This window comes from Mammaliicoccus sp. Dog046, from assembly GCF_034039665.1.
Taxonomy (GTDB): domain Bacteria; phylum Bacillota; class Bacilli; order Staphylococcales; family Staphylococcaceae; genus Mammaliicoccus.
The window spans coordinates 1-17,120 of sequence record NZ_CP120131.1 but is presented as its reverse complement, the minus strand read 5'-3'; the positions used below and the strand labels follow the sequence as shown (position 1 = coordinate 17,120).

Sequence of the window (17,120 nt, the reverse complement as noted above, 5' to 3'; positions counted from 1 at the left end):
TTCCCCTTTTTTAAAATATTAATAAACTAAATGGTATTGCGATTAATAAAGTTAGTGAAACGCGAATAAACCATATTGCGATTAATTTCCAAATTGGAATTTTAATATCTGTTGCCAAAATACAAGGTACCAACGCTGAAAAGAATATAATCGCTGAGATACTTGTAATAGCTGTAACAAACTTCACTTCAATAGATGCTTTCACAACAAGAAGTGATGGTAAGAACATTTCGATAATAGAAATCGTAGAAGCTTTCGCTAATAGTGGTTTATCATCGATAGGAAACAGATAAATAAATGGATAAAATATATAACTCAACCAATCTATAATAGGTGTGAAATTGGCTAGCACTAAGCCTAAAAATCCTATAGATAAAATGGAAGGTAATATCGCCATCGTCATCTCTAGACCGTCTTTTAAATTGGTCATGATATTTTGAAATAAAGTTAACGATTGATGCGATTGACGTTTTGCTTCTTTATAAGCAGCTTTAAAATAATTCCCTTCAACTTTCACTTCTTTCTGGCCTTCTTGATTATTGTAATAAGCTTCTGATTCATTCGAAATAGGCGGTAAATGTGCTGAAATTGCGGTAACAATAAACGTAATTACCAACGTACTCCAGAAGAATAAATTCCACATATCCATTAAATCTAAAGTCCCTGCTACAATAACCATAAATGTTGCTGATACCGTTGAGAATCCAGTTGCGATAATCACCGCTTCTTTCTTGTTATACATACCATCTTTATAGACACGATTTGTAATGAGCAATCCTAAAGAATAACTTCCTACAAATGACGCAACTGCATCGACAGCAGACTTCCCTGGCGTCTTGAATATTGGTCGCATGATAGGTTGCATGAGTACGCCAATAAATTCAAGAAGACCATATCCGACTAAGAATGATAATGCGATGGCACCAACAGGTATCAGCACACTGAGTGGTAACATCAATTTATCAAATAGAAACGGTCCATAATCAGGATGAAAGAGTAAAGACGGTCCTATTTTAAAGACATACATACAGCCAATCACTGCACCGAGGACTTTGAACAATACTAATATAAAGTCCATAATTGATTTTCGAAAATCCATGCGAACGACCGGTAATATTGCCCCTATTAAAATGATAATAAGTGCATAATAAGCCATAAAATCTCCAATCAAAGCACGTACACCTAAATGTATATGATCCACTAAAATCGTATTGTTTTCTCCAATTTTAATTGGTACAAAGAATAACAATACCCCTAATAAACTAAACACATAAAATCTCCACATATCCTTGCCTTTGTTCTCTAATTGCATATGATTCATCAAAACACCCCTTTGTTTGATTACTAATTATCTTAAGTATTCACAAACCTTTTCTATATCATGATGAAATACGCGATCTTCGGTGATAGATGGTACGATATTTCTGAGTTCATTATATTTTTCTCTTGTTTTAGGAGATAATTTCTCCACCCCTTTGATTTCAACTGCTTGTAATGCAATAATGCATTCTATCGATATGACTCTTCTTACATTTTGAATAATTTGATATGCATGACGTGCCCCGATTGTTCCCATTGATACGTGATCTTCTTGGTTGGCTGATGATGGGATAGAGTCTACGCTTGCTGGATGTGCTAATGTTTTATTCTCAGATACAAGTGAAGCGGCTGCATATTGCATAATCATCGCACCACTTTGTAAACCTGGTTCCGGACTTAAGAATGCAGGTAATCCACCATTAAGTTGCGGATTAACAAGTCTTTCTAATCTTCTTTCAGATACATTTGCTAATTCTGCGACACCAATTTTCAAGAAATCTACTGCGAAAGCGATTGGTTGTCCATGGAAATTCCCCCCTGAAATAACCAATGTTTCATCATCTTTATCAAAAATAAGTGGATTATCATTCGCTGCATTCATTTCTAGTTCTAATTTTTCTTTGACGTAATTAAGCACTTGGAAGCTTGCCCCATGTATTTGTGGAATACATCTTAATGTATACGCATCTTGTACGCGTATTTCACCTTGTCGTGTCGTTAATTGAGATCCGGATAACCAATTGCGCATTCTTTCCGCTACATCCACTTGTTCAACAAAATTTCTAGCGATATGAACATGTTCGTCATATGCATCCACAATGCCATTCAATGCTTGATGTGTTAATGATGCAATCCATTCTGAATGATAAGCGATATTTTCCGCTTCGATATATGCGATTACCCCTTGTGATGTCATCGCTTGTGTACCATTGATAAGCGCTAATCCTTCTTTCGCTTGTAGTGCATGTGGTTCTAATCCAATTTCGTGCAACACTACTTTCGCATTGCGTCTTTCACCTTTAAAATGCACATCACCTTCACCGATTAATGCCAATGCTAAATGAGACAGCGGCGCTAAATCTCCAGACGCACCAAGTGATCCTTGTTCTGGTATGACAGGGATGATTCTATTGTTTATAAATGCTACCAGTAACTCAACAAGTGATACTGTTACACCTGAATGTCCCTTTAACATAGTATTTAACCTTAAGATCATCATTACGAGTGAGACTTCATCAGGAAATGGTTTACCAATTCCACATGAATGGGAACGTATTAAATTAACTTGTAAGTCGTTATATTTTTCTTTCTCTATTAATACATCACTAAACAATCCAAACCCAGTAGTTATACCGTAAATTGTCTCTTTATTTTTAATAATCTTTTCTACTGTTTCTCTACTTTTTCTAACATTCACTAATGCTTCCTCAGAAATTTCTATTTGATCATTATCATTTAAAAATTCCTTAATATCTTGAATTGTTAAGTCTTTCCCATTTAGTATTAAAGCCATCAAAACACTCCTTTTTTGGACACAAAAAAATACAACAAATAAAGATTTGCTGCACCTTCTAATATCTAATAACTAATAGGCGTTTCTATGTCTTATATATGATTTATTCCTAATCCAATTGTTTCATGTTCTTTTCCTTTGATAGGTGCACCAATCGTACCGTACAAACTAACTGCAATCCATTCGCCTTCTTCAATATCTTTATAAGGACGACCACGTACGATTGCAAATTTTAATCCTACTGTTCTCATGACTTCACCGATAGATAATTCACCTCTTGTAATACCATTAACCGCTTCTAAGATAGCATGATATAAAGCATGCGTTTCTCTATAATGATTTTCAGAAATGATTCCTTCTCTTCTTGCTGCTGTTTCAACAGACGCAATAATTTTATTTAATGACATTGTACCAATCTTACCAACTAAAAATTGCATGTCTTTACATTGTGGCATCAATTGTTGTGCAGTTGTCTCTGTTGTGAGCGTCAATAAAGTAGCATATTTGCCGATTGAAATTTGTTCAGTCATATTAAAGCTCCTATCTCGTCTAATAACTAATGTCTATATTCTCATTCAGTATACGCTTTCAAAATTCCTCTGACAATACTTTTCAGAATATTCGTAACGTAGTGATTGATTAATACATTAGCTTAATAAAGGAAATGGTTTGTAATCTTTTTAAAAATAGACTGTTCATTTCGTAATTAAAGTGGCATAATAAATCGTACAATTAATTGAAGGTGGGTTAACATGAAGACAATTTCATCTGTCACAATTCCAAAGAGAGAGCAACAATCTCACAAAGGGGATTATGGTAGGATATTATTAATCGGTGGTAATGCCAATTTAGGTGGTGCTATCATACTTGCAGCAAGAGCATGTGTATTTAGTGGGAGTGGTCTTATTACAGTCTCAACACATTCATCTAATTTCGCTGCCTTGCACTCACGTTGTCCCGAAGCGATGGTTTCAGACATTACAGATTTGAAAAAACTTTCTAAACTAATAGAACAATCCGATTGTATATTAATCGGACCAGGACTTGGTTTAGACTTTAAAGGAAACAATACATTAACATTCCTATTCCAGAACATCCAATCTCATCAGACATTAATTATTGATGGAGATGCGATTACAATATTAAGCAAATTAAAACACACTTTACCTGACTGTGAAATCATCTTCACCCCTCATCAAAAAGAATGGGAAAGATTAAGTAACATTCCAATAGAAGAACAAACATATGAAAAAAATAAAGCAGCCGTAGAATCATTAAATGCAACTGTGGTTCTAAAGAAACACGGCACTGAATTATTCTTTAAAGATAATGTATACAAACTATCCATCGGGACACCTGCAATGGCAACTGGTGGAATGGGAGATACACTTGCAGGCATGATTACAAGTTTTGTAGGCCAATTTGATCAAGAAGAAGCGGTCATTAACGCGACTTATATACACAGTTACATTGGAGAAAAATTATCTAAAGACATGTATATCGTACCGCCATCCAAACTGATTGATGAAATACCATACGCAATGAAATCATTTGAAGCATAAATAAAAAGAATCTCAGACATTGATTAATGTCTGAGATTCTTTTTATTTTATTCTTTTTATTCGTTATCGTCTTTATCTTGTTGTTCAATATCTTCATTTACGCGTTCCATGAAGTCTTCTCTTAAGTCTTCTTTTTCCGCATTCGCATCTTCTTCAATTGCTGTTGCATCAGTTGTTTCTGTTCCTTCTAATGCACCTTCGATTGGAGTTTCTGCTATTTCTTCATCATCTGGCTCTACTTTAGCAACAGTTGCTACATGTTGATCTTCACCTAAGCGAATTAATTTAACACCTTGAGCGCTACGGCCATTTTGAGAAATATCTGCTACATGTAATCTTATGATTACACCTGAATTTGTAACGATCATTAAGTCTTCGTCACCTGTCACAGTTGTAATACAAACAAGGCTACCATTTTTCTCTGTTAATGTTGCCGTCTTAATACCTTTACCACCACGATTAGAAATACGATATTGGTCTGCTGAAGTTCGTTTACCAAATCCATTCTCAGTTACAATAAGAATTTCATCTTCTTGATCTTCATCCGTAATATCTAAACCAATTACTTCATCTTCATCTCTTAATGAAATACCTCTTACACCCGCAGCAGTTCTACCTAATGGACGTAATTGTGTTTCATCAAAGCGTATAAGTGATGCGTGTTTTGTACCTATAATGATTTCTTTCGAACCATCCGTCAGTCTAACCGCTATCAGTTCATCGCCTTCTTTAAAGTTAATGGCAATCTTACCGTTTTTGTTTATGCGTGAGAAGTTAGATAGTTTAGAACGTTTCACTGTACCGTGCTTAGTCGCAAATACGAGGTAATGTTCTTCACTTGATAAGTCTTTCACAGCAATCATTGTACTGATGCTTTCATCCTTATCTATCTCTAAAGCATTCACAATTGGTAATCCTTTAGACTGTCTAGACATTTCAGGAATTTCATAACCTTTAAGTTTATATACGCGACCTTTATTCGTAAAGAATAAAATATGGTCATGCGTACTTAATGTTACTAATTGGCTTACGAAATCATCTTCAATTGTATTCATACCTTGAACACCACGACCGCCTCTATTTTGAGAGCGATATGTAGAAACTGGTAATCGTTTAATATAGTTATTATGGCTTAATGAAATCACAATTTGTTCTTCAGGAATCAAATCTTCATCTTCAATTTGATCAAGTCCTGCTGCAGTGATTTCAGTTCGACGTTTGTCACCAAATTTATCTCTAATTTCAGTGATTTCTTCTCTAATGATTTCTAATAATTTCTCTTCATCATTTAAGATTTCTTTTAGTTCTTCAATTAGTTTAAGTAAGTCTTGATACTCACTTTCAATTTTGCCACGTTCTAATCCTGTTAAACGACGTAAACGCATATCTAATATCGCTTGTGCTTGTCGCTCAGATAATTTAAAACGATTTTGTAAACCTTCCATCGCTTCTGAATCACTTTGTGACTCACGAATCAATTTAATGATTTCATCTATATGATCTAACGCAATTCTTAAACCTTCTAAAATGTGCGCTCTATCTTGTGCTTTTTTCAAGTTATATTTCGTACGTCTAGTTACGACTTCTTTTTGGTGTTCTAAATAATGATATAGTACTGCGCGTAATCCTAATAATTTAGGCTTACCGTCTACTAATGCAATCATGTTCACACCAAATGATGTTTGTAACGGTGTTTGTTTATATAAGTTATTCAAGATAACATTAGCGTTTGCATCTTTTCTAACTTCTATTACAATTCGTACACCGACTTTCAGACTTGTTTCATCTCTTAAATCAGTAATACCTTCTATTTTCTTATCACGTGCAAGTTCAGCAATTTTTTCAATTAATCTCGCTTTATTCACTTGATAAGGAATTTCCGTTACGACGATTCTCTCTTTGCCGCTCTTCATAACTTCAATTTCTGAACGTGCTCTCATTAAGATTGAACCACGACCAGTTTCATAAGCACGTCTAATACCGCTTCTACCCATAATTAATCCAGCAGTTGGGAAGTCTGGTCCTTGTACAATATCCATTAACTCATTTGTTGTGATTTCAGGATCACGGCTTAAAGCCAAGACACCATCTATCACTTCGTTTAAGTTATGAGGTGGAATATTTGTCGCCATACCAACGGCAATACCTGACGTACCATTCACTAGTAAATTAGGAAATCTAGCAGGTAAGACTGCCGGTTCTCTTTCATTACCATCATAGTTGTCTTGAAAATCGATAGTATCTTTATTAATATCTCTCAACAACTCAGTAGTAATCTTAGCCATACGTGCTTCTGTATAACGCATTGCAGCCGCACCGTCACCATCCATAGAACCAAAGTTACCTTGGCCATCTACTAATGGATATCTATAACTAAAGTCTTGTGCCATACGTACCATTGCTTCATAAATTGATGAGTCACCGTGTGGGTGATATTTACCCATTACGTCACCAACGATACGTGCAGATTTTTTATACGGTTTGTCTGAAGTCATTCCTTGATCATTCATACCGTATAAAATACGTCTATGAACAGGTTTCAAACCATCTCTAACATCCGGTAATGCACGAGAGACAATAACACTCATTGCATAATCTAAAAATGACTCTTTCATTTCTTTACTGATGTTACGTTCACTCACTCTTGATTGTGGTGTTTCAGCCATTAATCATATCCTCCTTAAATCGTAAATGATGCTTTATATATCTAACGTTGCGTATTCGGCATTTTCTTCAATAAATTGACGACGAAACTCAACTACGTCTCCCATAAGCATTTCGAACGTTTCGTCAGCTTCTATCGCATCAGTCAGTGTTACTTGAAGCATTGCGCGATTTTCAGGGTTCATTGTTGTTTCCCACAATTGATCAGCATTCATCTCTCCAAGACCTTTGTAACGTGCTATAGATAATTTAGGTGTAGCGCTTAGTTCTTCTTTTAATTTATCTAATTCTCTATCGTTGAATACGTAATATTTCTTCTTACCTTGTTCAACTTTATATAAAGGCGGTTGTGCAATATAAACATATCCCGCTTCAATCAACGGTCTCATAAATCTATAGAAGAATGTTAATAGGAGCGTTCGAATATGCGCACCATCAACATCGGCATCTGTCATGATAACTAGTTTATGATAACGTGCTTTACTAATATCAAATTCTCCACCAATACCAGTCCCTAAACCAGTAATCATTGCGCGAATTTCGTTATTACCTAATATTCTATCTAGACGTGCTTTCTCAACGTTTAAGATTTTACCACGTAGCGGTAAGATTGCTTGTGTTCTTGAGTCACGACCTAGTTTAGCTGAACCACCCGCAGAGTCACCCTCTACGATATATAATTCACATTCGTCAGGTTTTTTACTTGAACAATCTGCAAGTTTACCAGGTAAACTTGAAACTTCTAATGCAGATTTACGTCTTGTTACTTCTCTCGCTTTTTTAGCAGCAAGTCTTGCTCTAGATGCCATAACACCTTTATCTACAACAATTCTTGCAACGTTTGGATTCTCTAATAAGAATCGTTCAAATAGTTCTGAGAATAATTTATCAACAATTTGACGTACTTCAGAATTACCAAGTTTTGTTTTCGTTTGTCCTTCAAACTGAGGATCACCATGTTTCACAGAAACTACAGCAGTCATACCTTCACGAACATCTTCACCTGAAAGCTTTTCTTCACTTTCTTTAAGTAATTTGTTCTTTATGCCATAGCTGTTGATTACACGTGTTAATGCACGTTTAAATCCATCCTCATGCGTACCACCTTCATAAGTATGAATGTTATTCGCATAAGTAAGTAATGTTGTACCAAATCCACTGTTATGTTGAAGTGAAATTTCAACTTCGACATCGTCTTTAGAATCATGAATATAAATCGGCTCATCATATAATACTTCTTTAGATTTATTAAGCATTTCAACGTAAGATTTAATACCGCCTTCGTAGTGGTATGAATCTTCTTGAATATTTTCGTCATCTCTTTCATCTCTCAATGAAATTTGAATGCCTTTGTTTAGGAATGCTAATTCACGTACACGTTTCTGCAATGTTTCATAATCATATACAGTCGTTTCCGTGAATATTTCACTATCCGCTTTAAAACGAATTGTCGTACCTGTATGTTCTGTTTCACCAACAACTTTCAAATCGAAAGCTGGTACACCTCTTTTATATGCTTGATGATATATTTCATTATTACGATGAACATAAACTTCTAGTTGAGAAGAAAGAGCGTTTACGACAGAAGAACCAACACCGTGTAAGCCACCAGATACTTTATATCCGCCACCGCCGAATTTACCACCTGCGTGTAATACGGTTAAGATAACTTCTACAGCAGGACGTCCCATTTTCTCTTGAATATCAACTGGAATACCTCTACCGTTATCTGTTACTTTGATCCAATTATCTTTCTCAATAACAAGTTCTACATGGTCTGCATATCCAGCTAATGCTTCGTCGATACTATTATCTACGATTTCCCATACTAAATGGTGTAAACCTCTTGCGGCTGTAGAACCTATATACATACCAGGGCGTTTACGGACTGCCTCTAAACCTTCTAATACTTGTATCTGATCTGCACCATAACTTGAAGCGTTATTTTGTTCTGACACGTATTTCCACCTTCACTTTCATCTACTCAATAATATTGCCTTTAGATACATTAAATACCTTGGCATCTTTCATAATTTCATGTTCAATTCCATCTACAGATGTTGTAGTAACAAAAGTTTGAACCTTCTCTTGAATTGTACTCAACAAATGGGTTTGTCTCTTATCATCAAGTTCACTTAATACATCGTCTAACAGCAATATTGGATATTCACCTACAACTTGATTGATTAATTCGATTTCGGCAAGTTTAATAGATAATGCTGTTGTACGCTGTTGTCCTTGAGAACCATAAGTTTGTACATTCATATCATTTACATGGAAACTGATATCGTCACGGTGTGGACCAAATCTAGCACTTCCACGTTCAATTTCTTTGTCCATTGAAGTATTTAAAAATTCATAAAATGCATCTTTCAACTCCGTTACATCTTGGTATGTTTCAGCAAGTTTAATATTAGGTTCATATTGCACTGTTAAAGTTTCATTTTGACTTGTAATACCTTGATGAATAACTTCTGCGATTTTTTCTAATTCGCTAATAAATTGTGCACGTTTTAATGTCACATTTGCTGCCGCTTCTGAAAATTGTTCGTTAAATACTTCTAACATTGTTCGATCTTTCATCTTCCCAATTTGTAATTGCTTGAGATAATGATTCTTCTGTTTAAGTAATCTTTGATAATTAGATAAATGATTTAAATAGACCGCAGACATCTGACCGAGTTCCATATCAATAAAACGTCGTCTGATTTGCGGGCTTCCCTTTACAATATTCAAATCTTCTGGTGCGAACAACACCACATTTAAATGACCGATATATTGTGTTAATCGGCTTTGTTCTAAATGATTTACTTTCGCCTTTTTGCCCTTTTTTGTAATGATTAACGAAATAGGCATAGTTCCATGACGATAGTTAAGTACACCTTCTATTTTACCATACTCTTCACCAAACTGTATGAGTTCTTTATCATTTGAGGTTCTATGGCTCTTAGCTAAAGCTAGTGTATAAATAGATTCCAGTAAATTCGTCTTACCTTGGGCATTTTCGCCAATTAATATATTTACATTTGAATTGAATTGAAGTGTACACTTTTCATAATTTCGATAATGATTTAAAGTAAGTTGCTTTAATATCATAACTTATTCACTTTGATGGTTAATTCGAAATTGTCCTTCAAAAGGCACTTCAATTATGTCACCATCATGTAATTTTTTGCCACGGCGTGTTTCACGTTCACCGTTGATCAATACTTCTTCATCTTGGAGGAACCATTTAGCCTGACCACCCGTTCCGATGACGCCTTCATTTTTTAGGAATTGACCTAAAGTTATATCGTCTTCAACTGAGATATCTTTTACCACTATCTTCACTCCAATCTTAATTAGTCATCTCTATATTATACCTTTTTTTCCATAAAAAATCATGTTTTTGAATGCTTTTCTTGCACGTTATTTAATTAAATAAAAATAAGAGATTGGGACATAATGTAATGTCTCAATCTCTTTTAGTATCTTGGCAGTAGATGACTGAGTTGAAAATACGCTTGTATCAAGCTTTCTTCAACTCTAGTCATCCTTGCCGGAGCGGGAATACGAAATCTTTTTATATAAATTAGATTTCTGTCCCGCTCCCACCTCAATTTGAATTTTAAATATGCTTTTCTTTCTTAACAAAGATTAAAATTAAACTTATTAATAAAAATGCTAATCCTGCTAAGAATGGTATCGTTACAAAGCCAAATACATTGATATATTCAGAAGTACATGGCACACCTTGCGTACACGGCTTAATTTCAGCAAAACCAGGTACTTTCTGTTCTAAATAATGCCACGTTGATATACATAGTCCTATTAAAGATAACGGCAATGCGATCTTTTTCACATTATAGTCATTCTGAAACGAACCGATTCCTAAAATTAATACGAGTGGATACATGCATATTCTCTGGAACCAACATAGTGTACACGGTACAAATTCGCGTATTTCACTAAAATACAAGCTACCAAGCATTGCAACTAAAGCAATTACCCAGGAAATAAATAGTGCATATTGCTGTTTCAAATATATCACCTATTTTAAGTTATTTTTCTTTCTTTTTTACTGCTTGATCGATTGCTTTAGTTACTTTATCAAAGTCCATTGGATCAGCAAGTACTTTGCCATCTATAACAATAGTTGGTGTCATAGTGACATCATATTTTTTCACTAAATCCGAATCATTTTTCATTTGTTTATATGATTCTGAATTTCTATCTTTGACTAACTTCATGATTTCATCTTTTTTAGCTTTATCAATATCTAAGTTGTCTACTGCTTTTTGAACTACTTTTAGCGTTAACCATTCGTCATCACTTTGTTCATTGTGATCATCTGGTTGTGCTTCAAATAATGCTCTGTGATAATTCCAATACGCATCTGGTGCAACTTTATAAACAGCATGTGCTGATGCACCGCCTAGTTCAGAACCGTCTCCATGGAATGGTGCATTCACAAATCGATATTCTACTTTGTCTTTATTTATATAATCTTTCTCAAGTTGATCCATATAATTTGTTTCAAAAGCTTTACAAGATGGGCATTTGAAATCTCCAAATTCTACGATTTGAACTTTTGCTTTGTCTTTTTTATGCGTTGGATTCTTTGCTGTATCTTTAGACAAGTCCATTGCTTTAACAGTTCGATCAAATAAACTATCTTCTTTGTTGCTGCTACCGTTCCCACCAAATACAACAAGTAATACGATACCAACAACAATTACAAGTATTGTTATCATAAGAAACATGATATTCCCGTTACTATTCTTATTTGCCATATAAAATCCCTCAATCTCCTTAGTTATTAATATAAATTTTATAATAACCTTTCAGTAAATTCTATACTGTTCTACAAAAATTCATTAAGGTTTTGTGACAGATTCTGGGCATTTACGCTTTAATATTTATGACTTTGTTATATTTAATGCATTTTTGAAATTCTTTACAATGCCTTTTTCATAAGTGAGCACACTGCCACGATATGTTCTTGCTGCAATAATCAGTAAGATAACACTTGTTAGTACGGATATCACAATACCTAATATTAAGTGCCACTCTGGTGTCGTTTCAGATAACGTTCTCAATAACATGACCATTGGAGACAGTAACGGAATGAAGCTTGTGATTTTAACAAGTAATGTATCTGGATTAGACATGCTGAATAATGCAATATAAAACGACGCTAAAGCTATAAAATTAACTGGCATCATTGATTGAGCGAGATCTTCTATACGGCTCGTCAGCGCCCCTAGAATAGCCGCTAATGAAATATAGGATATAACAGCCAAAATTAAGAATATCGTTCCATATATGATGATTTTTGTCGTCTCAGGGCCATATTGTACACCAGCTGCTTCAAACAATCCTTTCAAATCAAAAGCAAAGATACTAATCACAATCGCAAGTGCTATAAAGAAAAGCTGTGTAAATGCTACTGCTATCACAGCAAGAATTTTCGCAGTGACGTGTATAGATGGTTTCACACTTGTAACAATCATTTCAATGACACGTGTTGTCTTCTCAGTCGCAATTTCAGAACCGATTTGGTTAACGTAGTTCATCACAATAAAGACTGATAAGCAAATAATGATATATACAACAGCTGTATTTAACGATTGTACCTTTGGATTTATTTTATTGGATTGCTGATTGTCTGATTTTATTTCTTGAGTATCAACTTTACTTGGCGTGTTTAATGTTTTTAAATCTTCTTGTGATAGTTTAAGTTTTTGAGCCGTCAATGACGATTGCATTTGACTTAACGTCGTTTGTAAAGTTAATTTCTCTTTTTCACTTACTTTTCCTTTTTCATAAATCGTACCTGAAACTTTTTCTGCGTTAACATTCACTTGAACCAAACGTTTATACTTTTCGCTTTCAACGCCCTTTTTACCTTCTTTAAGCGATACTTTCTTCACTTTCTTGATATCATCACTTTGCTTATATTGCTTTTCTAACGTTTTATAAACCATTTCGTTATCTGTCTGTATGGCAACAGTCTTACTGTCGTTATCAAATAGTTCTATAATTTTATCAACGTTGCTTAATCCAAATATAAAAATCATAAATATTGCAGTCATTATGATAAATGACTTACTTTTTACCTTTTGCAAATAAGTTAAATTAAATGTCGTTGTAAATTTATTCATTTTGTTCACCTACTTTAGCAATAAAGATATCGTTGAGAGATGGCTCAGCAACATGGAATCGTTTTAAATATCCAAGTTTAATTACATTTTGATAAATAGCTTCTGCGTACGTTTCATCTGAGATTGTTAGTTTTACACCTTTTTTAGTTGATTCGAATTGTTCGACACCTTCGAAATCTTTTAAGAATGTAAAGTCATATTCTCCCTCGATGAAGATATCTTTTTTACCGAAATCGTCTTTAACTTTGTCAATAGAACCTGAAACAATCGATTTCCCTTTATTCATGATGCATATATAGTCACACAGTTCTTCTACATGTTCCATTCGGTGAGAACTAAAGATAATCGTTGTACCACTTTCTTTTAAGTCTTTAACTGCAGATTTTAGTAATTCTACGTTTACTGGATCTAGACCACTAAACGGTTCATCCAGAATTAACAAGTCTGGCTTATGAATGATTGATGCAATTAATTGAACTTTTTGTTGATTCCCTTTCGACAGTGCTTCAATCTTTTTTTCTTTATTTTGAAATGCATCAAATCGCTTTAACCAATAATCTAACTCTCTGTCGATGTCTTTTTTATTCATGCCTTTAAGCTTTGCTGAATAATGGACTTGTTCCCATACTTTTAATTTCGGATGCAAACCTCTTTCTTCTGGTAAATATCCGACTGTATTTGTCATTGAATAATCAATCGGTCTGTCGTTGAAAGTAACAACACCAGATGTTTTTGGCAATAATCCTAATATCATACGAAACGTCGTTGTCTTCCCCGCACCATTACCACCAAGGAATCCATACATTGTGCCAGCTGGTACTTCTAAATTAACCTCATGTACAGCTGTAAAGTCTTTAAATTTTTTGGATACATCTTTAATTAATAACGTCATTCAAACTATTCCTCCCCTTCTGATTGCATTAAAGCAAAATCAATATTTTCATCTTCTTCAAAAATAAACATTTCATCAATCGATACTCCGAATACTTGAGAAAGCTTATGTGCCAACACTAACGTTGGATTAAATTTGTTACGTTCAATCGAATTGATTGTTTGTCTTGATACATTCACTAATCTCGATAATTCACTTTGCGTTATTTTTTTCTGAGTACGATATTCATAAACTTTGTTTTTCAATATAACCACTTCCTGTCAAGTTAACTTTACATTATCTAAAACACGATTACATGTCAAGCAAACTTGACACGATGAACATAAAAAAAGCGAAACAGCTCACTGTTTCGCTTAAGTCTATTAATAAGTTCTGATTGGCAAGATAAGTTGTATAACTGTTTCATCGCCTTTAGGTTTGAGAATAAATGGTCTCATTGTACCGAAGAATTCAATTTGTACTTCATCATGGTCGATGGCTTTTAATGCATCCATCATGTATTTAGAGTTGAATGATATTTTTAATGATTCACCTTCAACATGATCTGTAGATACATCTTCTTTAACAGTACCAATTTCTGGAGAAGTTGAAGATAATTCTAATTTATCGACATCTGTTGATAATTTAATAACGTTATTTCCACCTTCACGTGCTAATAATGATGCACGATCAATTGCGTGGTAGTATTCACTATTATTTAAAGTTAACTTCGTTTCATAATTTTCTGGGAATAATCTCGTAGTATCTGGGTAATTCCCTTCTAATAATCTTGAAATAAAGTTAATATGACCAACTTTGAATAACACTTGGTTACTTGCGAAGAAAATATTGATATCTTCTTCAGAATCAGAAACGATTTTATTTAATTCAGAAAGTGCTTTACCAGGAATGATAACATTTTTATCTTCGATGGATTCATCTTCTAATTTTAATTTTCTTAAAGCAAGTCTATGTGAATCTGTTGCAGTACAGATTAATTCATTATTTTGGATTAACCAGTTTACACCTGTTAATACAGGACGTGTTTCTGAGGTGGACACTGCAAAGTTCGTTTGTGCGATAATGTTCTTTAATACTTTGATTGGTAATTTAATCGCATCGTCTTCAGAGACTTGAGGTAATAATGGATATTGATCTGGATCTAATCCACTAACATTAAATTCTGAATGTCCAGATGTAATTAATGTTTTAAATTGGTCGTTTGTTGATATGTTTACTGTTTTACCAGGTAATTTTTTAACAATATCTACAAAGAAACGTCCTGGAAGTACGACAGAACCTTTTTCTTCTATATCTACAATTTTTTCACCATCAATATTTTCATTGATTGTAATTTCGATTGAGATTTCAGAGTCTGATCCTGTGAGGATAATACCTTTATCTGTTGCATCGATTTTGATTCCTGTGAGTATTGGTAATGTTGTTCTTGGTGAAATAGCTTTTAATGTATCATTCAGTTGATTAAGAAAGTAATCTCTTTGAATAGTAAATTTCATAACTTATAAAACTCCTTCCAGTCGTTATATATTAATTATATATCTTTTAAAATCATAGTAATAGTCATAGGGGCTGTGGATTGGTGGATAAGCCCTTTGAAATCGCGTCACAAAAGTTATTCACATGTTAATAATTTGTGTATGGATGTGCACAACTTATCCACATTATCCACGGATTTGTTTTTCAAGTTGTTCTAAATCATTTTTAAGTTCAGGATTATTTTCTAGATCTTTTTTAATTTTTTCATGAGCATGAATAACAGTTGTATGATCACGACCACCAAATTCTTCACCAATCTTTGGTAAAGAGAAATCCGTTAATTCACGAGATAAGTACATAGCTATTTGTCTTGGATAAGCGATGGATTTGGTACGCTTTTTAGCTGCAAAGTCTTCAATGCGAACGTTATACATCTTACCAACTACTTGTTGTATGTCTTGAATAGTGATTTTAGTAGATCTCGGTGTAGAAATAATATCTTTAAGTGCTTCAGCAACTAAGTCTGTATTGATAGGTTTGTTGCGTAGTTTTGAATAGGCTAAGACTCTTGTTAAAGCACCTTCTAATTCACGAATATTAGATTGAATTGAGTTTGCGATATATGTGAGTGCTTCTACAGGCAAATCAAGGTTTTCTTCTTCGATTTTCTTCTGTAAAATAGCCATTCTTGTTTCAAAATCTGGTGGCGTAATATCTACAATTAAGCCCCATTCAAAGCGTGTTCTTAAACGATCTTCTAATGTAGGTATCTCTTTAGGTGGACGATCACTTGAGATAACAATTTGCTTTTTATTTTGATGTAAATCATTAAACGTATGGAAGAACTCTTCTTGCGTTTGTTCTTTCTTTTGAATGAATTGGATATCATCTATAAGTAGAACATCAATGTTACGATACTTGTCTCTAAAGCTCTCGGTATCGTTTTTTCTAATAGATTTGATAAATTCATTGGTAAATTTCTCACTTGATGTATATAGTACATTTGCGTTTGGATTCTGTTCCAAGACGTAATGACCAATTGCATGCATAAGGTGTGTCTTACCTAAACCAACACCACCATATATAAATAATGGATTATACGCATTCGCTGGTTCTTCAGCAACAGCTAATGAAGCTGCGTGTGGGAACTGATTGCCTGGACCAATAACAAATGTATCAAATGTGTTGTTACTATTAAGTTGACTATTTGGTATTTCTTCGTGTTCATCGATTTCTTTAGTTTGCTTTGCAGGTACTGAGAAATCTTCACTTTCTAGATCTTCTTCTGATATAAATTTAACTTGAACTTTATCGCCAATCACTTCATAAATAAAATTAATGACATGTTCATGATATTTATTAGTTAACCACTCAGCAACAAAAGGACTTTGTGCAACTACAATTGCACGATTACTATCTATTTGATGTAAATACGTCCCTTTAAACCAAGTATTATAACCAGCAGAAGCGATTTGTTCTTCAGCAATAGATAATACTTGCTCCCAAATTTCTTCTTTTGAATTCATAAAGGTCCTCTTTCTAATATAAAT

At 34.0% G+C, this 17,120-nt stretch carries 15 protein-coding genes; 1 reads left to right on the top strand and 14 read right to left on the bottom strand.

Translation table 11 applies throughout. The annotated features are described in order from the left end of the window. Positions 1-10: 10 nt before the first annotated feature. The 3 genes from P3U32_RS00075 to hutP all read right to left on the bottom strand — a co-directional run bounded on the left by P3U32_RS00075 (position 11) and on the right by hutP (position 3,363). Positions 11-1,321 carry a YjiH family protein gene (locus P3U32_RS00075; protein ID WP_323703589.1) on the bottom strand — a complete coding sequence of 437 codons (1,311 nt, stop codon included), beginning with the start codon at positions 1,319-1,321 and terminating at the stop codon, positions 11-13. 27 nt (positions 1,322-1,348) lie between these two features. Next, positions 1,349-2,833, bottom strand: a complete 1,485-nt coding sequence (hutH, locus tag P3U32_RS00070; RefSeq protein ID WP_323703588.1) for a histidine ammonia-lyase — start codon at positions 2,831-2,833, stop codon at positions 1,349-1,351. Between the two features lie 92 nt (positions 2,834-2,925). Next, positions 2,926-3,363, bottom strand: coding sequence for a histidine utilization transcription antiterminator HutP (hutP, locus tag P3U32_RS00065; RefSeq protein WP_323703587.1), 438 nt, complete (start codon positions 3,361-3,363; stop codon positions 2,926-2,928). Positions 3,364-3,585: 222 nt separating this feature from the next. Between hutP and P3U32_RS00060 the strand changes: the two genes are divergently transcribed. Then, positions 3,586-4,395 (top strand): NAD(P)H-hydrate dehydratase, encoded by an 810-nt coding sequence (locus P3U32_RS00060; RefSeq protein ID WP_323703586.1) that lies wholly within the window; start codon positions 3,586-3,588, stop codon positions 4,393-4,395. A 56-nt stretch (positions 4,396-4,451) separates the two neighbouring features. Here P3U32_RS00060 and gyrA read toward each other — a convergent pair whose 3' ends face one another. From gyrA to dnaA, 11 genes are all read right to left on the bottom strand, one after another. Then, positions 4,452-7,061 carry a DNA gyrase subunit A gene (gyrA, locus tag P3U32_RS00055; protein ID WP_323703585.1) on the bottom strand — a complete coding sequence of 870 codons (2,610 nt, stop codon included), beginning with the start codon at positions 7,059-7,061 and terminating at the stop codon, positions 4,452-4,454. 33 nt (positions 7,062-7,094) lie between these two features. Beyond that, positions 7,095-9,017 (bottom strand): DNA topoisomerase (ATP-hydrolyzing) subunit B, encoded by a 1,923-nt coding sequence (gene gyrB / locus P3U32_RS00050; RefSeq protein ID WP_323703584.1) that lies wholly within the window; start codon positions 9,015-9,017, stop codon positions 7,095-7,097. 22 nt (positions 9,018-9,039) lie between these two features. Next, on the bottom strand, positions 9,040-10,155 hold the full coding sequence (gene recF, locus P3U32_RS00045; RefSeq protein WP_323703583.1) for a DNA replication/repair protein RecF: 1,116 nt from the start codon (positions 10,153-10,155) through the stop codon (positions 9,040-9,042). A gap of 3 nt (positions 10,156-10,158) precedes the next feature. After that, positions 10,159-10,389, bottom strand: coding sequence for a S4 domain-containing protein YaaA (gene yaaA / locus P3U32_RS00040; RefSeq protein WP_323703582.1), 231 nt, complete (start codon positions 10,387-10,389; stop codon positions 10,159-10,161). A 277-nt stretch (positions 10,390-10,666) separates the two neighbouring features. Continuing rightward, positions 10,667-11,080 (bottom strand): disulfide oxidoreductase, encoded by a 414-nt coding sequence (locus P3U32_RS00035; protein WP_323703580.1) that lies wholly within the window; start codon positions 11,078-11,080, stop codon positions 10,667-10,669. A 19-nt stretch (positions 11,081-11,099) separates the two neighbouring features. Beyond that, positions 11,100-11,831: a DsbA family protein gene (locus P3U32_RS00030; protein ID WP_323703578.1), complete on the bottom strand. Its 732-nt coding sequence runs from the start codon at positions 11,829-11,831 to the stop codon at positions 11,100-11,102. Positions 11,832-11,957: 126 nt separating this feature from the next. Beyond that, the gene (locus tag P3U32_RS00025; RefSeq protein ID WP_323703576.1) at positions 11,958-13,202 is read right to left on the bottom strand and encodes an ABC transporter permease; all 1,245 of its coding nucleotides are present in this window, start codon (positions 13,200-13,202) and stop codon (positions 11,958-11,960) included. After that, positions 13,195-14,094 carry an ABC transporter ATP-binding protein gene (locus tag P3U32_RS00020; RefSeq protein ID WP_323703574.1) on the bottom strand — a complete coding sequence of 300 codons (900 nt, stop codon included), beginning with the start codon at positions 14,092-14,094 and terminating at the stop codon, positions 13,195-13,197. The genes P3U32_RS00025 and P3U32_RS00020 overlap by 8 nt, the downstream gene beginning before the upstream one ends. Before the next feature lie 5 nt (positions 14,095-14,099). After that, positions 14,100-14,348 (bottom strand): helix-turn-helix transcriptional regulator, encoded by a 249-nt coding sequence (locus P3U32_RS00015; RefSeq protein ID WP_416361229.1) that lies wholly within the window; start codon positions 14,346-14,348, stop codon positions 14,100-14,102. Positions 14,349-14,456: 108 nt separating this feature from the next. Continuing rightward, on the bottom strand, positions 14,457-15,590 hold the full coding sequence (gene dnaN / locus P3U32_RS00010) for a DNA polymerase III subunit beta (protein WP_323703571.1): 1,134 nt from the start codon (positions 15,588-15,590) through the stop codon (positions 14,457-14,459). A 165-nt stretch (positions 15,591-15,755) separates the two neighbouring features. After that, a complete protein-coding gene (gene dnaA / locus P3U32_RS00005) occupies positions 15,756-17,096 on the bottom strand; it encodes a chromosomal replication initiator protein DnaA (RefSeq protein ID WP_323703570.1) in 1,341 nt (446 codons plus the stop codon). Positions 17,097-17,120: the final 24 nt, after the last annotated feature.

Bases quoted from the DNA above. Each gene is read 5' to 3' on its own strand.
- P3U32_RS00075 (WP_323703589.1), bottom strand. From the start codon at position 1,321: ATGAATCATATGCAATTAGAGAACAAAGGCAAGGATATGTGGAGATTT.
- hutH (WP_323703588.1), bottom strand. From the start codon at position 2,833: ATGGCTTTAATACTAAATGGGAAAGACTTAACAATTCAAGATATTAAG.
- hutP (WP_323703587.1), bottom strand. From the start codon at position 3,363: ATGACTGAACAAATTTCAATCGGCAAATATGCTACTTTATTGACGCTC.
- P3U32_RS00060 (WP_323703586.1), top strand. From the start codon at position 3,586: ATGAAGACAATTTCATCTGTCACAATTCCAAAGAGAGAGCAACAATCT.
- gyrA (WP_323703585.1), bottom strand. From the start codon at position 7,061: ATGGCTGAAACACCACAATCAAGAGTGAGTGAACGTAACATCAGTAAA.
- recF (WP_323703583.1), bottom strand. From the start codon at position 10,155: ATGATATTAAAGCAACTTACTTTAAATCATTATCGAAATTATGAAAAG.
- P3U32_RS00030 (WP_323703578.1), bottom strand. From the start codon at position 11,831: ATGGCAAATAAGAATAGTAACGGGAATATCATGTTTCTTATGATAACA.
- P3U32_RS00025 (WP_323703576.1), bottom strand. From the start codon at position 13,202: ATGAATAAATTTACAACGACATTTAATTTAACTTATTTGCAAAAGGTA.
- P3U32_RS00020 (WP_323703574.1), bottom strand. From the start codon at position 14,094: ATGACGTTATTAATTAAAGATGTATCCAAAAAATTTAAAGACTTTACA.
- dnaN (WP_323703571.1), bottom strand. From the start codon at position 15,590: ATGAAATTTACTATTCAAAGAGATTACTTTCTTAATCAACTGAATGAT.
- dnaA (WP_323703570.1), bottom strand. From the start codon at position 17,096: ATGAATTCAAAAGAAGAAATTTGGGAGCAAGTATTATCTATTGCTGAA.